Source organism: Parasphingomonas frigoris, assembly GCF_036663815.1.
Taxonomy (GTDB): Bacteria; Pseudomonadota; Alphaproteobacteria; order Sphingomonadales; family Sphingomonadaceae; genus Sphingomonas.
The window spans coordinates 633,585-648,941 of the sequence record NZ_JAXOJQ010000003.1; the positions used below are offsets into that span (position 1 = coordinate 633,585).

The following is a 15,357-nucleotide window of genomic DNA, read 5'->3' on the forward strand; positions in this document are numbered from 1 at the left end:
AGGAACGAAGAAGCAAATCTTGTGCGCCGCACGATAGCCAAGCCCCTCATCTTTCTGTTAGCCCCGCAGGCATGACTGCAGCCGCCTCCGCCCGCGAAATTCTCCGCCGCCTGCACGATGTGATGGCCTCGCGCACCGCACCGCAGGCCAAGCTGAACGCCGTGGTGGGGATCGTCGGTGAGGGCGTCGCGAGCGAAGTCTGCTCGATCTACCTGCTGCGCGAGGGCGTGCTCGAACTCTACGCGACGCGGGGGTTGGCGCAGGAGGCGGTCCATGTCACCAAATTGGCGCTCGGCGAGGGACTGGTCGGCACGATCGCCGAGCAGGCCGAGATCCTCAACCTCGACGAAGCGTCGAGCCACCCCGATTTCGTCCACAATCCCGAGACGGGCGAGGAGAAGTTCCGCAGCTTCGCCGGCGTGCCGATCATCCGGCGCGAGCGGGCGATCGGCGTGCTGTCGGTCCAGCATGTCGACCCGCGCCGCTATGACGAGGTCGAGATCGAGGCGCTGCAGACCGTCGCGATGGTGCTGTCCGAGCTGATCGCCAATGCCGAGCTGGTCGATGCCAGCGGCGCGTCCAACCTGCGCCCGCAATCGACCGCGCCGATGCGTATCCCCGGGCTCAAGCTCGTCGACGGCATGGCGAGCGGCTATGCCGTGTTCCACCAGCCGCGCGTCCATGTCGAGCATACCGTCGCCGAGGATACCGAGGCCGAGCGCCACCGCGTCTATGCCGCGTTCGACAAGATGCGCGAGCAGATCGAGCGGATCGCCGCACAGGCCGAATTCGGCGTCGGCGGCGAGCATGAAGAGGTGCTCGAGACCTACAAGATGTTCGCCTATGACGAGGGCTGGGCACGGCGCATCAACGAGGCGATCGATTCGGGGCTGACCGCCGAGGCCGCGATCGAGCGCGTCCAGCAGCGCACGCGGATGCGGATGCGGCAGATCGACGATCCCCTGCTCGCCGACCGGATGCACGATCTGGAAGATCTGTCGAACCGGCTGCTGCGGATCGTCTCGGGCCAGATGGGCACCGCGGCGCAGATGGGGCTGCGGCAGGACACCATCCTCATCGCGCGGAACCTCGGCCCGGCCGAACTGCTCGAATATGACCGGCGGCGGCTGAAGGGCGTGCTGCTCGAGGAGGGTTCGCTCACCGCGCACGTCACGATCGTCGCGCGCGCGATGGGCGTGCCGGTGCTCGGCCGGGTGCGCGACGTGCGGCGGCTGATCGGCGAGGGCGATTTGCTGTTGCTCGACGTCACCGCGGGCAACGTCTTCGCGCGGCCGTCGTCGGCGATGGAGGAAGCGTTCCAGACCGCGCTCGAACTGCGCCAGAAGCGCCGCGCGGTGTTCGCCGCGCTCAAGACGCAGGCGCCCGTCACCAAGGACGGGCACCGGCTGACGGTGATGGTGAATGCCGGCCTGCGCGACGACGTCGCCGCGCTCGATGTGACCGGCGCCGACGGGATCGGGCTGTTTCGCACCGAATTCCAGTTCCTCGTCTCGGCCACGCTGCCCTCGCGCGAGCGCCAGCAGCGGCTCTACAAGGACGTGCTCGACGCCGCCGGCGATCGCCCGGTGATCTTCCGCACGGTCGATATCGGCGGCGACAAGGCGCTGCCCTATCTCAACAAGGAAGATGCCGACGAGGAGAACCCCGCGATGGGCTGGCGCGCGATCCGGCTCGCGCTCGAGCGCGGCGGGTTGATGAAGGTCCAGGCGCGTGCGCTGCTCGAGGCGGCGGCGGGGCGGACGCTCAACGTGATGTTCCCGATGGTCAGCGAGCCGTGGGAATTCGACGAGGCGCGCGCGCTGTTCGAGGCGCAGCGCGAATGGCTGATCGCGCGCGGCAAGAAGATGCCGAACGAGATCCGCTATGGCGCGATGCTCGAAGTCCCGGCGCTTGCCGAGCAGCTCGACCTTCTGCTGCCCAACATCTCGTTCCTGTCGGTCGGCACCAACGACCTCACGCAATTCCTGTTCGCCGCCGATCGCGCCAACCCAAAGCTCGCCGAGCGCTATGACTGGTTGAGCGGGGCGATCCTGCGCTTCCTCGCCAAGCTCGTTGCGCCGACGCGTGCGGCCGGTGTGCAGCTCACCGTCTGCGGCGAGATGGGTGGGCGCCCGCTGGAGGCGATGGCGCTGATCGGGCTCGGCATCGAGCGGCTGTCGATCACGCCGGCGGCGGTCGGGCCGATCAAGGCAATGGTGCGCTCGCTCGATCGCGCTGCGCTCAGCGCGTATCTCGACGAACTGCTCAAGGCCCCGCCGCGCGACATGCGCGGCGCGCTGACCGACTGGGCGCGCGAAAACGGTGTCGAACTGGCGTGATAGCGCGTTCGGCGGCGCGGCAGGGCGTTGACTTGTCGGGCCCCCTTTGTGAGACACGCCGGGACAGGGTGCTTAACGGGCCGCACACACCCTGCCGGAGATAGTGATGACCGAACCGACCCCGGCCGAAGAGGCGACGCTGTTTCCCAAGAGCTCGGGAGACAAATTGCGCGAGGCGCGCGAAGCGCTCGGCCTGACGCTGGCCGAGGTCGCCGCACGGACGCGCATTCCCGGGCGCCAGCTCGAGGCGATCGAGCAGGGCAATTATGCCGCGCTGCCGTCGATCACCTATTCGGTCGGCTTTGCGAAGGCTTATGCGCGTGCCGTCGGCCTCGACGAAGTCGCGATCGCGCGCGACGTGCGCAGCGCCAGCGACCAGCCGAGCGCGCGCCGCACCGATTACCAGGCGTATGAGATTGACGAGCCGGCGCGCGTCCCACCGCGCGGGCTGGTGCTAGGCGCGGTGGTCGTCGCCGTACTGCTGCTGATCGGGGTCGGGCTGTTCTACGGCACCAGCCTGTTCCGCGGCGACGGCGAACCCGCCCCCGCGTCGTTCGTCGCGATCGAGGCGCCGAAGGCTCCCGTCGCGGCGCCCACGCCGAGCGCGCCGACCGGCGCGGTCGTGCTGAGCGCGACCGACGAGGTCTGGCTCAAAGTCTATCAGAAGGCCGCCGACGGGACGAGCAAGACGCTCTACATCGGCACGCTCAAGGCGGGCGAGCGCTATCCCGTCCCTGCCGATGCGACCGCACCGCTGATCAATGTCGGGCGCCCCGACAAATTGACCGTGACGGTCGGCGGCACGCCGGTTGCGCCGCTCGGCGATGGCCGGATCGCGATCAAGGATGTGCCGATCGACGCTGCGACGCTGACCGCGCGCGGTGGTGCGGCACCGGTCGCGACGCCGACGACGGCCGCTGCGCCGTCCGAGCGCCGCCCCGAAAGCCGCGGCACGCCGCGCGCGCGCGCTTCGTCGTCGATCGCGCCGCTCAATATCGCCGCGCCCGCCGCGGTCGCGCCCGAGCCCGAAGCGCCCGCCGCGACTCCTGCGCCTTAAGGCTGGCAAGGGCATGATCCAGTCCGCTATACGGCGCTCTTCATCAGCACCGGGGGGTGTACGAATGCGCTACCATCTATTGACGGCCCTGCTCCTCGCGGGGAGCACGCTCGCCGCGCTGCCCGCGCAGGCGCAGAGCAGCGATCGTGCGATCGAGGGCCGCGTCGGCCGGCTCGAGGGCGAAATGCGCGCGGTCCAGCGCAAGGTCTTCCCCGGCGGCAGCGGCCAGCAATATGTCCAGCCCGACAATCGCCCCGCCGATCCCGAGGCGATCCTCGCCGGTTCGCCGACCAGCCCGGTCGCCGACCTGACGACGCGGGTCGATTCGCTCGAGACGCAGTTGCGGGCGCTGACCTCGCAGACCGAGACCAACCAGCACCGCGTGCAGTTGCTCGAGGGTCGACTGAAGACGCTCGAGGCCAACGCCGCCGCCGCCGCCGCGGCGGCTGCAGCGCCGCCACCCGCCGCCGCAGGCGACGACAGCGGGTTCGATCGCCCTGCGCCGGTGCGCCCGACGCAGAGCCGCCCGACTGCCGATCGCCCCACGCCTGATCGATCGACCCCGGATCGCGCTGCCGACCAGCCGTTCAGCACGCCCAAGCCGACCGCGACGACGCGGCCGGGCGCGAGCAAGGGTGCCGTCACCCCGCCGCCGGTGGTCGCGACCAAGGATCCCGAGCGCGCCGCCAAGGTCGCCGCGGTCGAGCGGCCCGACAGCGGCGACGTGGCCGAGGACACCTATCTCTACGGCTATCGCCTGTGGGCGGCGAAGCTCTATCCCGAGGCCGAGGCGCAGTTCACCACCGTCACCACCAAGTTTGCGACGCACAAGCGCGCCAGCTATGCGCAAAACCTGCTCGGCCGGTCGTATCTCGAGGATGGCAAGCCGTCGCTGGCGAGCCTCGCTTTCTACGACAATTACAAGAAATGGCCCGACGGCGACCGCGCGCCCGAGAGCCTTTATTACCTCGCGCAGGCGCTGGTGAAGCTCGACAAGCCCGCAGCGCAGGTGTGCAAGGTCTACACCGAGCTCCAGCGCAGCTATGGCGCCAAGGTCGATGCCGATGCGCGGATGAAGGCGGGCGTCGCCAAGGGCCGTGCCGCCGCCAACTGTTCGTGAGATGAGTCCGCCCGACCGCGTGCCGGTGGACCCGGCACTGGTCGAGCGGTTCCGGTGCGATGTCGCGCGGGTGCACCCGCTCGAACCCGACGAACGCCTCGCGCTCGCGGTGTCGGGCGGGCCTGACAGCATGGCGCTGCTCGCGCTCGCTGCGGCCGCTTACCCGGGGCGAATTGTCGCCGCGACGGTCGACCACCGCCTGCGCCCCGCCGCTGCTGACGAGGCGCGCATGGTCGCCGAGTGGTGCGCCGCACATGGCATCGCGCATACGACGCTCGTCGTGCACGAGGCATTCGCGTCCGGCGGCGTGCAGGCCGAGGCCCGCGCGCGCCGCTATGCGCTGCTCGCCGCCTGGGTCGCCGAAGCCGGCGCTGCCTGTCTCGCCACGGCGCACCACGCCGACGACCAGGCCGAAACCTTCCTGATGCGCGCCGCGCGCGGGTCTGGCGTCGCCGGGCTCGGCGGCATCCGCGCGCTACAACGGCTGGCCGGGGTCGCGGTGATCCGGCCGCTGCTCGGCTGGCGGGTTGCGGAGCTGCGCGCGCTGGTCACCGCCCGCGCGATTCCCTTTGTCGATGATCCCAGCAACGCCGACCCGCATTACGAGCGCACCCGCTTTCGCACGTTGCTGCGCGAGACTCCGTGGCTCGACCCGGTGCAGATCGCGCACGCCGCGGCGTATGCGGCCGAGGCCGACGCGACAATCCGCGAGATCGAGGAGTGGCTGTGGCGGACGCGGCGGGTCGATCGGCAGGCTTGCGCGCCGGCGGCCCCACGACCGTTCGCCCTGAGTCTGTCGACGGGCACCGCGTCGCACGACGCAAGTCTCCCGGCGGAGAGCAGGGCTTCGACAGGCTTAGCCAGAACGGGGGAGGGGCCGCGCGAAGCGGCGGTGGCTGCCGTTGCGATCCTCGGTCTCGATGTCGCCGACCTGCCCCGCGAACTCCGGCGCCGGCTCACGCGCCGGGCGATCCACGCGGTCCGCGCCGCGCACGCGATCACCACCCCGGCCTTCACCGACTCGGCCAATATCGAGTCGCTGCTCGACGCGCTCGAATCGGGCAAGACCGCCACCCAGGGCGGAATCCGCGTCAGCGCGCGCCAAAACATCTGGTATTTCGCGCAACAACCGCCGCGTCGCTCACTCTGATCGACGATTTGCCGCGACCGTTGCATTGCCATTAATCCCACTGTGCTTATCTTATGGGTCACGAAAGGTATCCCGTGCCCATGAACGACAATGACAAGCAGCCCGGTTCCGACGCTGGCGGGCCCAATCCCTGGATGAAGTCGCTGCTCATCTGGGTGGGCATCCTTGTCGCGCTGGCGCTGTTCGTCACGCTGATCGACAATCGCGCGGTCGGCCCCAACGTCAACGGGATCGCCTATTCGCAGTTCCTCGACCGCGTCCAGAACGGGCAGGTCAAGGACGTCAACATCTCCGGCGAGGTCGTCACCGGCACGCTGAGCGACAACAGCAAGTTCCGCACCTATGCCCCGCAGGACCCGCGGCTGACCGATCGCCTGCGCGAGAAGAACGTCACGATCACCGCCAAGCCAGAGGAAGGCGCGCCGATCTGGCAGATCCTGCTGGTCAATTCGCTGCCCTTCTTCCTGTTCCTGGGTCTGGGCTATTTCGTGATGCGCCAGATGCAGAAGAATTCGGGCTCGGGCGCGATGGGCTTCGGCAAGAGCCGCGCGAAGATGCTGACGCAGAAGGAAGGTCGCGTGACCTTCGACGACGTCGCCGGCATCGACGAGGCGCGCGAGGAGCTTCAGGAGATCGTCGAGTTCCTGAAGGATCCGACCAAGTTCGCCCGCCTCGGCGGTAAGATCCCGAAGGGCGCGCTGCTGGTCGGCTCGCCCGGCACCGGCAAGACGCTGCTCGCCCGCGCGATCGCGGGTGAGGCCGGTGTGCCGTTCTTCACCATCTCGGGCTCCGACTTCGTCGAGATGTTCGTCGGCGTCGGCGCAAGCCGCGTGCGCGACATGTTCGAGCAGGCCAAGAAATCGGCGCCGTGCATCGTCTTCATCGACGAAATCGACGCGGTCGGCCGTCACCGTGGTGCGGGCCTCGGCAACGGCAATGACGAGCGCGAGCAGACGCTCAACCAGCTGCTGGTCGAGATGGACGGCTTCGAGGCGTCCGAGGGCATCATCATCGTCGCGGCGACCAACCGTCCCGACGTGCTCGATCCAGCGCTGCTGCGTCCGGGCCGCTTCGATCGTCGCGTGACGGTGCCGCTGCCCGATATCGAAGGCCGCGTGAAGATCCTCGAAGTCCATATGAAGAAGGTGCCGCTCGCGCCCGACGTCGATGCGCGCACGCTCGCGCGCGGCACGCCGGGCATGTCGGGTGCCGATCTCGCCAACCTCGTCAACGAGGCGGCGCTGATGGCGGCGCGACTCGGCAAGCGGCTGGTGGCGATGGCGCAGTTCGAGACCGCCAAGGACCGCGTCATCATGGGCACCGAATGGCGCTCGCTGGTGATGACCGCCGACGAGAAGCGGATGACGGCGTATCACGAGGCCGGCCACGCGCTGGTGCGCGTCCACACGCCAGCATCGGACCCGATCCACAAGGCGACGATCATCCCGCGCGGCGGGGCCCTGGGCATGGTGGTGTCGATGCCCGAGCGCGACAATTACTCGTATCACCGCGACAAGATGTATGCCGATCTCGCGACCGTGATGGGCGGCCGTGTCGCCGAGGAACTGATCTTCGGGTACGACAAGGTGTCGAGCGGTGCCTCCGGCGACATCAAGCAGGCGACCAAGCTCGCCCGCGCGATGGTGTCGCAATGGGGGATGTCGGACGCGCTCGGCCCACTGCAATATGAAGAGCAGCAGGGCGAGACCTTCCTCGGCTACTCGCAGACGCAGCGCCAGAACATGTCGAACGAGACCGCGCTGATGATCGACAGCGAGATCCGCAAGCTGGTCGACGGCGGGCTGGCGCAGGCGCGCGAGATCCTGACCGAGCATATCGATCAGCTGCATCGCATCGCGGGTGCGTTGCTCGAATATGAGACGCTGACCGGCGACGAGATCAAGCGTCTCGCCTTCGACGGCGACATCGGCCGCGACGATCCCGACGCGACGGTGTCGATCGTTCCCGGCGTGGGCACCTCGATTCCCAAGACGCGTCGACCCAAGGGCGGCGGTCCGTTCGGCAATCCGGCACCCGCCGGGGCGTAAGACGCCCGATACCGTGGTGGCGACAGGGCCGCGTCCGACACCCGTCGGGCGCGGCTCTTTTTTGTCGCAAGGGTTGGCGCCGGTGCGCCGATCATGGCCCCGGCGCTTGTAGCGGTGGTCGCGGGATTAGCGGCCGAGGGCGCATGGCTGCTGCTGTCCTACAGCGCGGGGATGGCTTATCATTCTGGCCCGCGTCGGATCGCGGGGGACCGCGCCCGGCCTCCTTCGGCACCGCGCGATGGTGAGACTTTCGTGTGACTTTCCGCAGGCCTGCCCCGTGGGCGGCCGCGTTATTCCATCAACCCCATCACCAGCAGCAGAGCGGCAAAGGCGACCAGCGAGATCCAGGCGAACAGCAGCAGCACGACCGCGCGCCACAAGGCCGAGCGCTTGCGCAGCGCATAGGCGCCGCGCAGCTGTACGAACATGTGCACCGGCGGCACGGTCAGCGCCAGCCGCGCGATCAGCCAGCTCGATCCGCCGAGCGCGCCCGCCGTGCTCAGCGCTGCCATCAGCATCATCATGAAGGCGAGCGAATAGGTCACGAAGATGGCGTGGTCATACAGCGTGAAGCGCCGTCGCCACAGGAACAGCAGGGCCACGAACGGGGTCGAGATCGGGATCAGCGCCCAGCTATATTTGTACGCGCTCGACTGCAGCTTGTAGAGCATCAGCCCGGGGTTGGCCTTGACCTTCGCGATGCCCTTGTCGAACGCATGCCAGTCGGTCCGCAGCCCGGCGAGCGACATCTCGCCAAGGTCGGCGGTCGACCCGGTCAGCACCGAGCGGGCGGTTTGCAGGCTCTGCAGGTCGCTCTGCGCCTCGGCGATCCGACGCGCGGTGATCGCGGCCTCTGGGGCGGCGTTCTGGTCGAGCCGCGGGGCGGTCTGCAAGCGCGCAATCTTCGCCTTGCTCTTGGCGATGTCCTTGTCGATGTTCTGCACCGCCTCGGTCCGCGCCTCGGGCGGCAGGTCGGTCCCCAGTTCGCCGCCGAAGCTGTGGATCGAGGCGAACATCAGGAACACCGCGAACAGGAACAAGGCGAGCGGCGAGACGAAGCGCGCGCGTTCACCGGCGATGTAGCGGCGTGTCAGCGCACCGGGCTGGAACATGAGCATCGGCAGCGTGCGCCAGATCTTGCCCTCGAAGTGAAACACGCCGTGGAGCAGGTCATGCCCGATCGAATGGAGCGAGCGGTGAACATGCGCCGACTGGCCGCAGGCGAAGCAGAACTCGCCGTGCAATGCCGTCCCGCAATTGAGGCACAAATTGTGTTCGGCATGAGACGCCACGACTTCGCCCGCGGGCGGTTCGACCGCCCGCGCGAAGATCATTCCCGTGGCGATGTCGCCCGCTGCTTCGATTCCCCCCGACATCCCCGTTGCATAGCAGTGCAAGGCGCGAATGCGATAGCTTTTGCCGCTAGGGCGGTGGCCGTGATACCGGCAACGCCATGACCGATGCTCAAACCCTGCTCGCCACGATGACCGATCGCGCCCGCGCCGCGGCCCGCACGCTTGCGACGCTGCCGTCGACGGTAAAGGGTCGCGCGCTCGCCGCCGCTGCACAAGCGCTGCGCGATGCGGCGCCGCAGATCCTCGCGGCCAACGCAGCCGATATGGCCAAGGCGGAAGCGGCCGGCCTGTCCAGCGCGATGCTCGATCGCCTGCAGCTCGATGCGGCGCGCGTCGCGGCGATGGCCGACGGCGTCGCCGCGGTCGCCGCGCTGGCCGATCCGGTCGGCGCGGTGATCGACGAAAGCGTGCGGCCCAACGGCCTGCGCCTTCGCCGCGTTCGCGTGCCAATCGGGGTGATCGGGATCATCTACGAAAGCCGGCCCAACGTCACTGCCGACGCGGCTGCGCTGGCGGTCATGGCGGGCAATGCGGTGATCCTGCGCGGCGGCTCAGAGGCGATCGAGAGCAATCGCGCGATCCATGCCGCGCTCGTCGCGGGACTGATGGCGGAAGGCGTCCCGGCCGATGCGGTGCAGCTCGTCCCCACCACCGATCGCGCGGCGGTCGGCGCGATGCTGGCGGCCGACGGCACGAGCGGCGGCGCGGCGATCGACCTGATCATCCCGCGCGGCGGCAAGGGGCTGGTCGCGCGCGTCCAGGCCGAGGCGCGCGTGCCGGTGCTCGCGCATCTCGACGGGATCAACCACATCTATGTCGACGGCTCGGCCGATCCGGCGATGGCCAATGCGATCGTGGTCGACGCCAAGATGCGCCGCACCGGCGTGTGCGGCGCGATGGAGACGCTGCTGATCGACCGCGCCTTTCCCGATCCGGTCGGCCTGGTCGCGGCGCTCACCGCCGCCGGCTGCGCGGTGCGCGGCGGCCCCGGCCTGCGCGCGCTGGTGCCGGATCTGACGCCCACGACCGACGCCGATTGGGACACCGAATATCTCGACGCGATCGCTTCGGCCGGGCTGGTCGACGGGATCGACGGCGCGCTGCGCTTCATCGCGACGCACAGCTCGCACCACACCGACGCGATCGTCGCGGCGGACGAAGCCGTCGCGCAGCGCTTCCTCGCCGAAGTCGACAGCGCGATCGTGCTGTGGAACGCCTCGACCCAGTTCGCCGATGGCGGCGAGTTCGGTCTGGGCGCCGAGATCGGCATCGCCACCGGCCGCCTCCACGCGCGCGGCCCGGTCGCGCTCGAGGGGCTGACGACCTACAAATGGGTGGGCTACGGCACCGGACAGGTGCGGGGTTGATGGCGGCGGGGCGAGAGATTACACTCTCGACATGAACCATCCTGCGCCTATCTTGCGATCGGTCACCGCCGAGCTCGATGCCGAGACTGGCGCTTTGCTCGATCAAATGGCGGCATCGCTCGGGATCAGCCCCGCGGCGTATGCCGCCGGAGCAATTCGTCGCGTCGTCGAGAGCGAGGCCGAGTTCGCGGCCTTCGCGCAGGTCGGTATCGATGAACTCGACCGCGGCGAGTTCATTCCGCACGAAGTCGTGATGGCCGACCTGGACGCCATGATCGCCAAGCATGAGGCGCGATGTCGCAGCTGATCTGGTCGCCACGATCGGGACGCGATCTGGCGGAGATCGATGCGTATCTGTCAGAGCGTGATCCGGCGGCCGCCGCCCAGATGCTTCGCGCGATCCAGGTATCGGCAGCGCGATTGGCGGGCTTCCCGCGGCTTGGACGGCCATTCGGCGAACCGTTTCGCGTCATCGGCGTGCGCAAGACCCCCTATCTTATTCTGTATCGCTTGCGCGATGGAACGATCGAAATCGTGCGTATTCGGCACGCTCGCCAAGATTGGCCCGGCGCAATCGAAGCCGAGGTTTGACCCGCATCGGCATCCTCGGCGGCTCGTTCAATCCCGCCCACGCCGGCCACCGCGCGATCAGCCTCGCCGCGCTCGACGCGCTGGGGCTGGACGAAGTGTGGTGGCTCGTCTCGCCCGGCAATCCGCTCAAGGAGCAGGCCGGCGACATGGCGCCGTTCGCCGCGCGCTTTGCCTCGGCAGTGCGGATGGCGCGCCACGCGCCGATCCGCGTGAGTGCGATCGAGCAGAAACTCGGCACGCGCTACACCGTCGACACCATCACCAAATTGCGCCGCGCCTTCCCCAAGAAACAGTTCATCTGGCTGATGGGATCGGACAATCTGGCACAGTTCGACCAGTGGAAAGGGTGGCGCCAGATCGCCCGCGAGGTTCCGATTGCGGTAATCGCGCGTCCGGGGTATGAACGGTCTGCTCTCGCGGCTCCCGCGATGGGTTGGTTGCGGCGCGCACGTCGGCCCGCACACCAGGCGAAGAACTGGACGCAGTGGAGATTGCCGGCACTCGTGCTGTTGCGCTTCCGCCCCGACCCGCGCTCCGCGACGCAGCTTCGTGCTGCCGACCCCGCCTGGCAGCGGCATTTCCTGCCAGCCGTCCCGACCCCACCTTCTGCATAGGAATCATCTTGGCCTCAACTTCTCCCGTCTATCGCGCGTCCGAACCCGAAGAGGTCGACGCGCTGCATCGGCTCGTGCTCGCGTCGCTCGACGACGACCAGGCCGTCGACGTCATTTCGATCCCGCTCGCGGGCAAGTCGAGCATCGCCGACTACATGGTGATCGCCAGCGGTCGCTCGACGCGTCAGGTCGCATCGATGGCGCAGAAGCTCAGCGAGAAGATCAAGGCCGAATATGGCCGGCCGTCGCGCATCGAAGGCCTGCCGACCGCCGATTGGGTGCTGCTCGATGCCGGCGACGTGATCGTCCATCTGTTCCGCCCCGAGGTCCGCACCTTCTACAATCTCGAGCGGATGTGGGCGTTCGGCGATGCGCCGACCCCGCCGGCCGCGCCGGCAACTGAAGCCTGATAGCTAAGGGTGACTGGTCTGGTCTTGCAGGCGATCAGCGTCCTAGTGGCGCTGATCTTTTGCACCGTTCGAGTCGTGATTGACTTTCGGGCGGGTCGGATCGGTTGGGGTTTCGCGGGAATGATTGTCTGCGGCCTGCTAGTTTGTGCCGCGCTGACTCCGATCCCGACCCACGCGGTCAAGATCGACCTCCCGATTCGTTCCTGAAGCGATATGTTGCTCCACATCGTCGCGCGCGGGCGGATCGGGCGCAGTCCAGAGGCCGAGCTCGTCGAGCGCTACGTCAAGCGGCTGTCGTGGCCGTACAAGCTGACCGAACTGCCCGACACCGGCGGCAAGATGCCGGCGGTCGAGCCCGGCTGCCGCCTCGTCATGCTCGACGAGACCGGGCAGGTGCTACCGTCGCGCGATTTCGCCGCCACGCTCGAGAAATGGCGCGACGCCGGGGTGCGCGAGGCGCGCTTCCTGATCGGCGCGGCCGACGGCTTCGACGACGCGCAACGGGCATCGGCCGATCTGTTGCTTAGCTTCGGTCGTGCGACTTGGCCGCATCTGCTCGCCCGCGCGATGCTCGCCGAGCAATTGTATCGCGCGACCAGCATCCTTGCCAATCACCCCTATCACCGCGAAGGATAGGCCGATGCGGGGGCGGGGTCTGGTTTTGGCGATTGTAGCGGGCGTGGTCGGTGCCAGCGTCGCGCTCGCGCAAGCCCCGACCGACCAGCGCGCCAGGCTCGCCGAAGCCAAGGCGCAGTCGCTGGTCGCGGCGCAACGTTCGGCCGCGCTCGAACGCCAGGCCGCCGCCGAACAGAATCAGGCCCGCCAAGCGCAGGCGCGCGAAGCCGCGATCGCCGCGCGCGTCCAGCAGGCCGAGGCCGACATCGTCGCCGGACAGGCGCGGCTCGCGATCATCGATCGGCTGCTCGCCGAACAGCGTGGCCGGCTCGCCGACAAGCAGGCGCCGGTCGCGCGGCTGATGGGCGCGCTGCAATCGCTCGCCCGTCGGCCGGCGATCATCAGCGTCGTCCAGCCCGGCTCGATCGACGATCTCGTCCATGTCCGCGCGGTGCTGTCGAACACGCTGCCGGTGATTCGCGCGCGCACCGCCGCGGTGCGCGCCGATCTCGCGCGCACCCGCCGCCTGCAGGCGGCCGCAGCGGTCGCGACCGATGCGTTGGCCGAGAGCCGGTCGCGGCTCGAGACGCAGCGCCTCGCGCTGACGCGGCTCGAGGCGGCACATCGCTTGCGCTCGCGCGCGCTCGGCCGCGACGCGCTGTTCGAGTCCGACCGCGCGATCGCGCTCGGCGAGAAAGCGCGCGACATCGTCGACCTGATGGATTCGATCGGCAACCAGGCCGCCACGCGCGCCAGTCTCGAGGCGCTGCCCGGCCCGGTCCCGCGCCCGCCGCGCCCGGGGTCGGTGCTGCCGCCGGTCGCGCAGGTCGGCTGGTCGCACAGCGCGCCGCCGTACCGCTTGCCGGTGCAGGGCAAGGTCGTCACCGGCCTGGGCGAGCTGTCAGACACCGGTGTGCGCTCGCGCGGCCTGACGATCGTCGCGGTAGGCGGCGCGCAGGTCGTCGCGCCCGCCGCGGGCCGGGTCGCCTTTGCCGGCCCGTTCCGCGATTATGGGACGATCGTCATCCTCGATCATGGCGGCGGCTGGACCTCGCTCGTCGCGGGACTCGGCAATAGCAGCGTGCGGATCGGCGAGAAGGTCGCGCAAGGGGCGCCGCTCGGCCAGGTCGCCGGGGGCGAGGCACCGCGCGTGACGATCGAACTGCGGCGCCGCGATCGCGCGGTCGACATGACCGCGCTGGTCGGCTGATGGTCGCGGCGGAGGCTGCAAGGGGAAGGCAAGTCCAGTCAGCCGCCGTTCAACCGATCCCTGCCATCGATCGCCCCGCTTTGATCCCCAGACAAACCTCGCTACGGTGTCCCCAAGACCTCCTGCCTGCCGAGAATTGACCGATGTCGCGTTTCACTACCTCGCTGCTGCAAGCCTCCGCGATCGCGGCGGTATTGGCGATCGTGCCCATCGGCACCAGCGCGATGGCGGCGGTCGACAACGGCACCTATCGCGAGATGGCGGTGTTCCTCGACGTCTATAACCGCGTGAAGGCCGAATATGTCGACAAGGTCGACGACAAGGTGCTGGTCAAGGGCGCGATCGAGGGGATGCTCGCCGCGCTCGATCCGCACAGCGCCTACGAGACCGGGCTCGATTACGACAATCTCCGCATCCAGACGATGGGCAGCTATGGCGGGCTCGGGCTGACCGTCACGATGGAGGACGGCGCGGTCAAGGTGATGTCGCCGCAGCCCGACGCGCCGGGCGCGCGCGCCGGGATCAAGTCGGGCGATTACATCACGCATATCGACGGCAAATTGATCTTCGGCGACACGCTCGACGAGTCGATCCAGAAGATGCGCGGCGAGCCGGGCAGCAAGGTCACGCTGACGCTGTTGCGCCCAGGCCGCGACAAGCCGATCGTCGTAGCGCTGATCCGCGAGAAGATCGTCCAGAAGCCGGTCAAGTGGAGCGTCAAGGACGGGGTCGGCCTGATCACCATCACCGCTTTCTCCGAACATACCGGCGATGCCGTGACCGGGGCGATCCGCGGGATCGTCAAGCAGCTCGGCCACGATCCGCTCGGCTATGTCATCGATCTGCGCGACAATGGCGGGGGCTTGCGCGACGAATCGATCGCGGTCGCCGACAATTTCCTGTCGTCGGGCGAAATCGTCTCGCAGCGCGGCCGCGACAAGGCCGACATCGAGCCGTTCTATGCCGAATCCTATGTGAAGGGCGATCTCGCGCACGGCCTGCCGGTGATCGTGCTGACCAATGCCGGCACCGCGTCCGCCTCCGAGATCGTCGCCGGCGCGCTGCAGGACCATCACCGCGCGCTGATCATGGGCGAGCGCTCGTTCGGCAAGGGATCGGTCCAGACGGTGATCGACCTCGGCGCCAACGCCGCGCTGCGGCTGACCACGTCGCGCTACTACACGCCGTCGGGCCGCTCGGTGCAGGAAGGCGGGATCGAACCCGACATCGCCGTCCCGCAGATTTCGGATCCCGACTACAAGTCGCGGCCGGTGTTCCGCGAGGACGATCTGCGCCGCCACCTGATCAACGAGGTCAAGGCCGACAACGCCGCGGTCGAAGAGGACGGCAAGCCCGATCCGCGCTTCGCCGCGACGCCCGAGCAGCTCAAGGCCAAGGGTATCGAGGATTTCCAGCTGAATTACGCACTCAACACGATCGCGCGCCTCGCCGGTGGCGCGCAAGCCGTGGCGGCGAAATAG

General features: G+C 68.6%; 14 protein-coding genes. 13 read left to right on the forward strand and 1 reads right to left on the reverse strand.

Annotated features, from left to right (window positions below):
• Nucleotides 1-71 precede the first annotated feature (71 nt).
• The 5 genes from ptsP to ftsH all read left to right on the forward strand — a co-directional run bounded on the left by ptsP (nt 72) and on the right by ftsH (nt 7,714).
• Nucleotides 72-2,339 (forward strand): phosphoenolpyruvate--protein phosphotransferase, encoded by a 2,268-nt coding sequence (gene ptsP, locus U1872_RS13380; RefSeq protein WP_332793387.1) that lies wholly within the window; start codon nt 72-74, stop codon nt 2,337-2,339.
• 106 nt (nt 2,340-2,445) lie between these two features.
• The gene (locus tag U1872_RS13385) at nt 2,446-3,396 is read left to right on the forward strand and encodes a RodZ domain-containing protein (protein ID WP_332793388.1); all 951 of its coding nucleotides are present in this window, start codon (nt 2,446-2,448) and stop codon (nt 3,394-3,396) included.
• Nucleotides 3,397-3,460: 64 nt separating this feature from the next.
• Entirely contained in the window at nt 3,461-4,516 is a 1,056-nt protein-coding gene (locus U1872_RS13390; RefSeq protein ID WP_332793389.1) for a tetratricopeptide repeat protein, read from the forward strand.
• Between the two features lies 1 nt (nt 4,517).
• Nucleotides 4,518-5,666 carry a tRNA lysidine(34) synthetase TilS gene (tilS, locus tag U1872_RS13395; RefSeq protein ID WP_332793390.1) on the forward strand — a complete coding sequence of 383 codons (1,149 nt, stop codon included), beginning with the start codon at nt 4,518-4,520 and terminating at the stop codon, nt 5,664-5,666.
• Between the two features lie 80 nt (nt 5,667-5,746).
• Nucleotides 5,747-7,714 (forward strand): ATP-dependent zinc metalloprotease FtsH, encoded by a 1,968-nt coding sequence (gene ftsH / locus U1872_RS13400; protein ID WP_332793391.1) that lies wholly within the window; start codon nt 5,747-5,749, stop codon nt 7,712-7,714.
• A 290-nt stretch (nt 7,715-8,004) separates the two neighbouring features.
• Here ftsH and U1872_RS13405 read toward each other — a convergent pair whose 3' ends face one another.
• Nucleotides 8,005-9,090, reverse strand: coding sequence for a DUF3667 domain-containing protein (locus U1872_RS13405; protein ID WP_332793392.1), 1,086 nt, complete (start codon nt 9,088-9,090; stop codon nt 8,005-8,007).
• Between the two features lie 77 nt (nt 9,091-9,167).
• Between U1872_RS13405 and U1872_RS13410 the strand changes: the two genes are divergently transcribed.
• The 8 genes from U1872_RS13410 (at nt 9,168) to U1872_RS13445 (ending at nt 15,357) form a co-directional block, all read left to right on the forward strand.
• The gene (locus U1872_RS13410) at nt 9,168-10,436 is read left to right on the forward strand and encodes a glutamate-5-semialdehyde dehydrogenase (RefSeq protein ID WP_332793393.1); all 1,269 of its coding nucleotides are present in this window, start codon (nt 9,168-9,170) and stop codon (nt 10,434-10,436) included.
• Nucleotides 10,437-10,467: 31 nt separating this feature from the next.
• The gene (locus U1872_RS13415; protein WP_332793394.1) at nt 10,468-10,743 is read left to right on the forward strand and encodes a CopG family ribbon-helix-helix protein; all 276 of its coding nucleotides are present in this window, start codon (nt 10,468-10,470) and stop codon (nt 10,741-10,743) included.
• Complete coding sequence (locus U1872_RS13420) at nt 10,731-11,027, forward strand: type II toxin-antitoxin system RelE/ParE family toxin (RefSeq protein ID WP_332793395.1); 297 nt, start codon at nt 10,731-10,733, stop codon at nt 11,025-11,027. The genes U1872_RS13415 and U1872_RS13420 overlap by 13 nt, the downstream gene beginning before the upstream one ends.
• Nucleotides 11,024-11,641, forward strand: coding sequence for a nicotinate-nucleotide adenylyltransferase (locus tag U1872_RS13425; protein ID WP_332793396.1), 618 nt, complete (start codon nt 11,024-11,026; stop codon nt 11,639-11,641). Before U1872_RS13420 ends, U1872_RS13425 begins: the two co-directional genes overlap by 4 nt.
• Before the next feature lie 8 nt (nt 11,642-11,649).
• Nucleotides 11,650-12,051: a ribosome silencing factor gene (gene rsfS / locus U1872_RS13430; protein ID WP_332793397.1), complete on the forward strand. Its 402-nt coding sequence runs from the start codon at nt 11,650-11,652 to the stop codon at nt 12,049-12,051.
• 213 nt (nt 12,052-12,264) lie between these two features.
• Nucleotides 12,265-12,687 carry a 23S rRNA (pseudouridine(1915)-N(3))-methyltransferase RlmH gene (locus U1872_RS13435; RefSeq protein ID WP_332793398.1) on the forward strand — a complete coding sequence of 141 codons (423 nt, stop codon included), beginning with the start codon at nt 12,265-12,267 and terminating at the stop codon, nt 12,685-12,687.
• A 4-nt stretch (nt 12,688-12,691) separates the two neighbouring features.
• The gene (locus tag U1872_RS13440; protein ID WP_332793399.1) at nt 12,692-13,876 is read left to right on the forward strand and encodes a murein hydrolase activator EnvC family protein; all 1,185 of its coding nucleotides are present in this window, start codon (nt 12,692-12,694) and stop codon (nt 13,874-13,876) included.
• A 143-nt stretch (nt 13,877-14,019) separates the two neighbouring features.
• Nucleotides 14,020-15,357, forward strand: coding sequence for a S41 family peptidase (locus U1872_RS13445; RefSeq protein WP_332793400.1), 1,338 nt, complete (start codon nt 14,020-14,022; stop codon nt 15,355-15,357).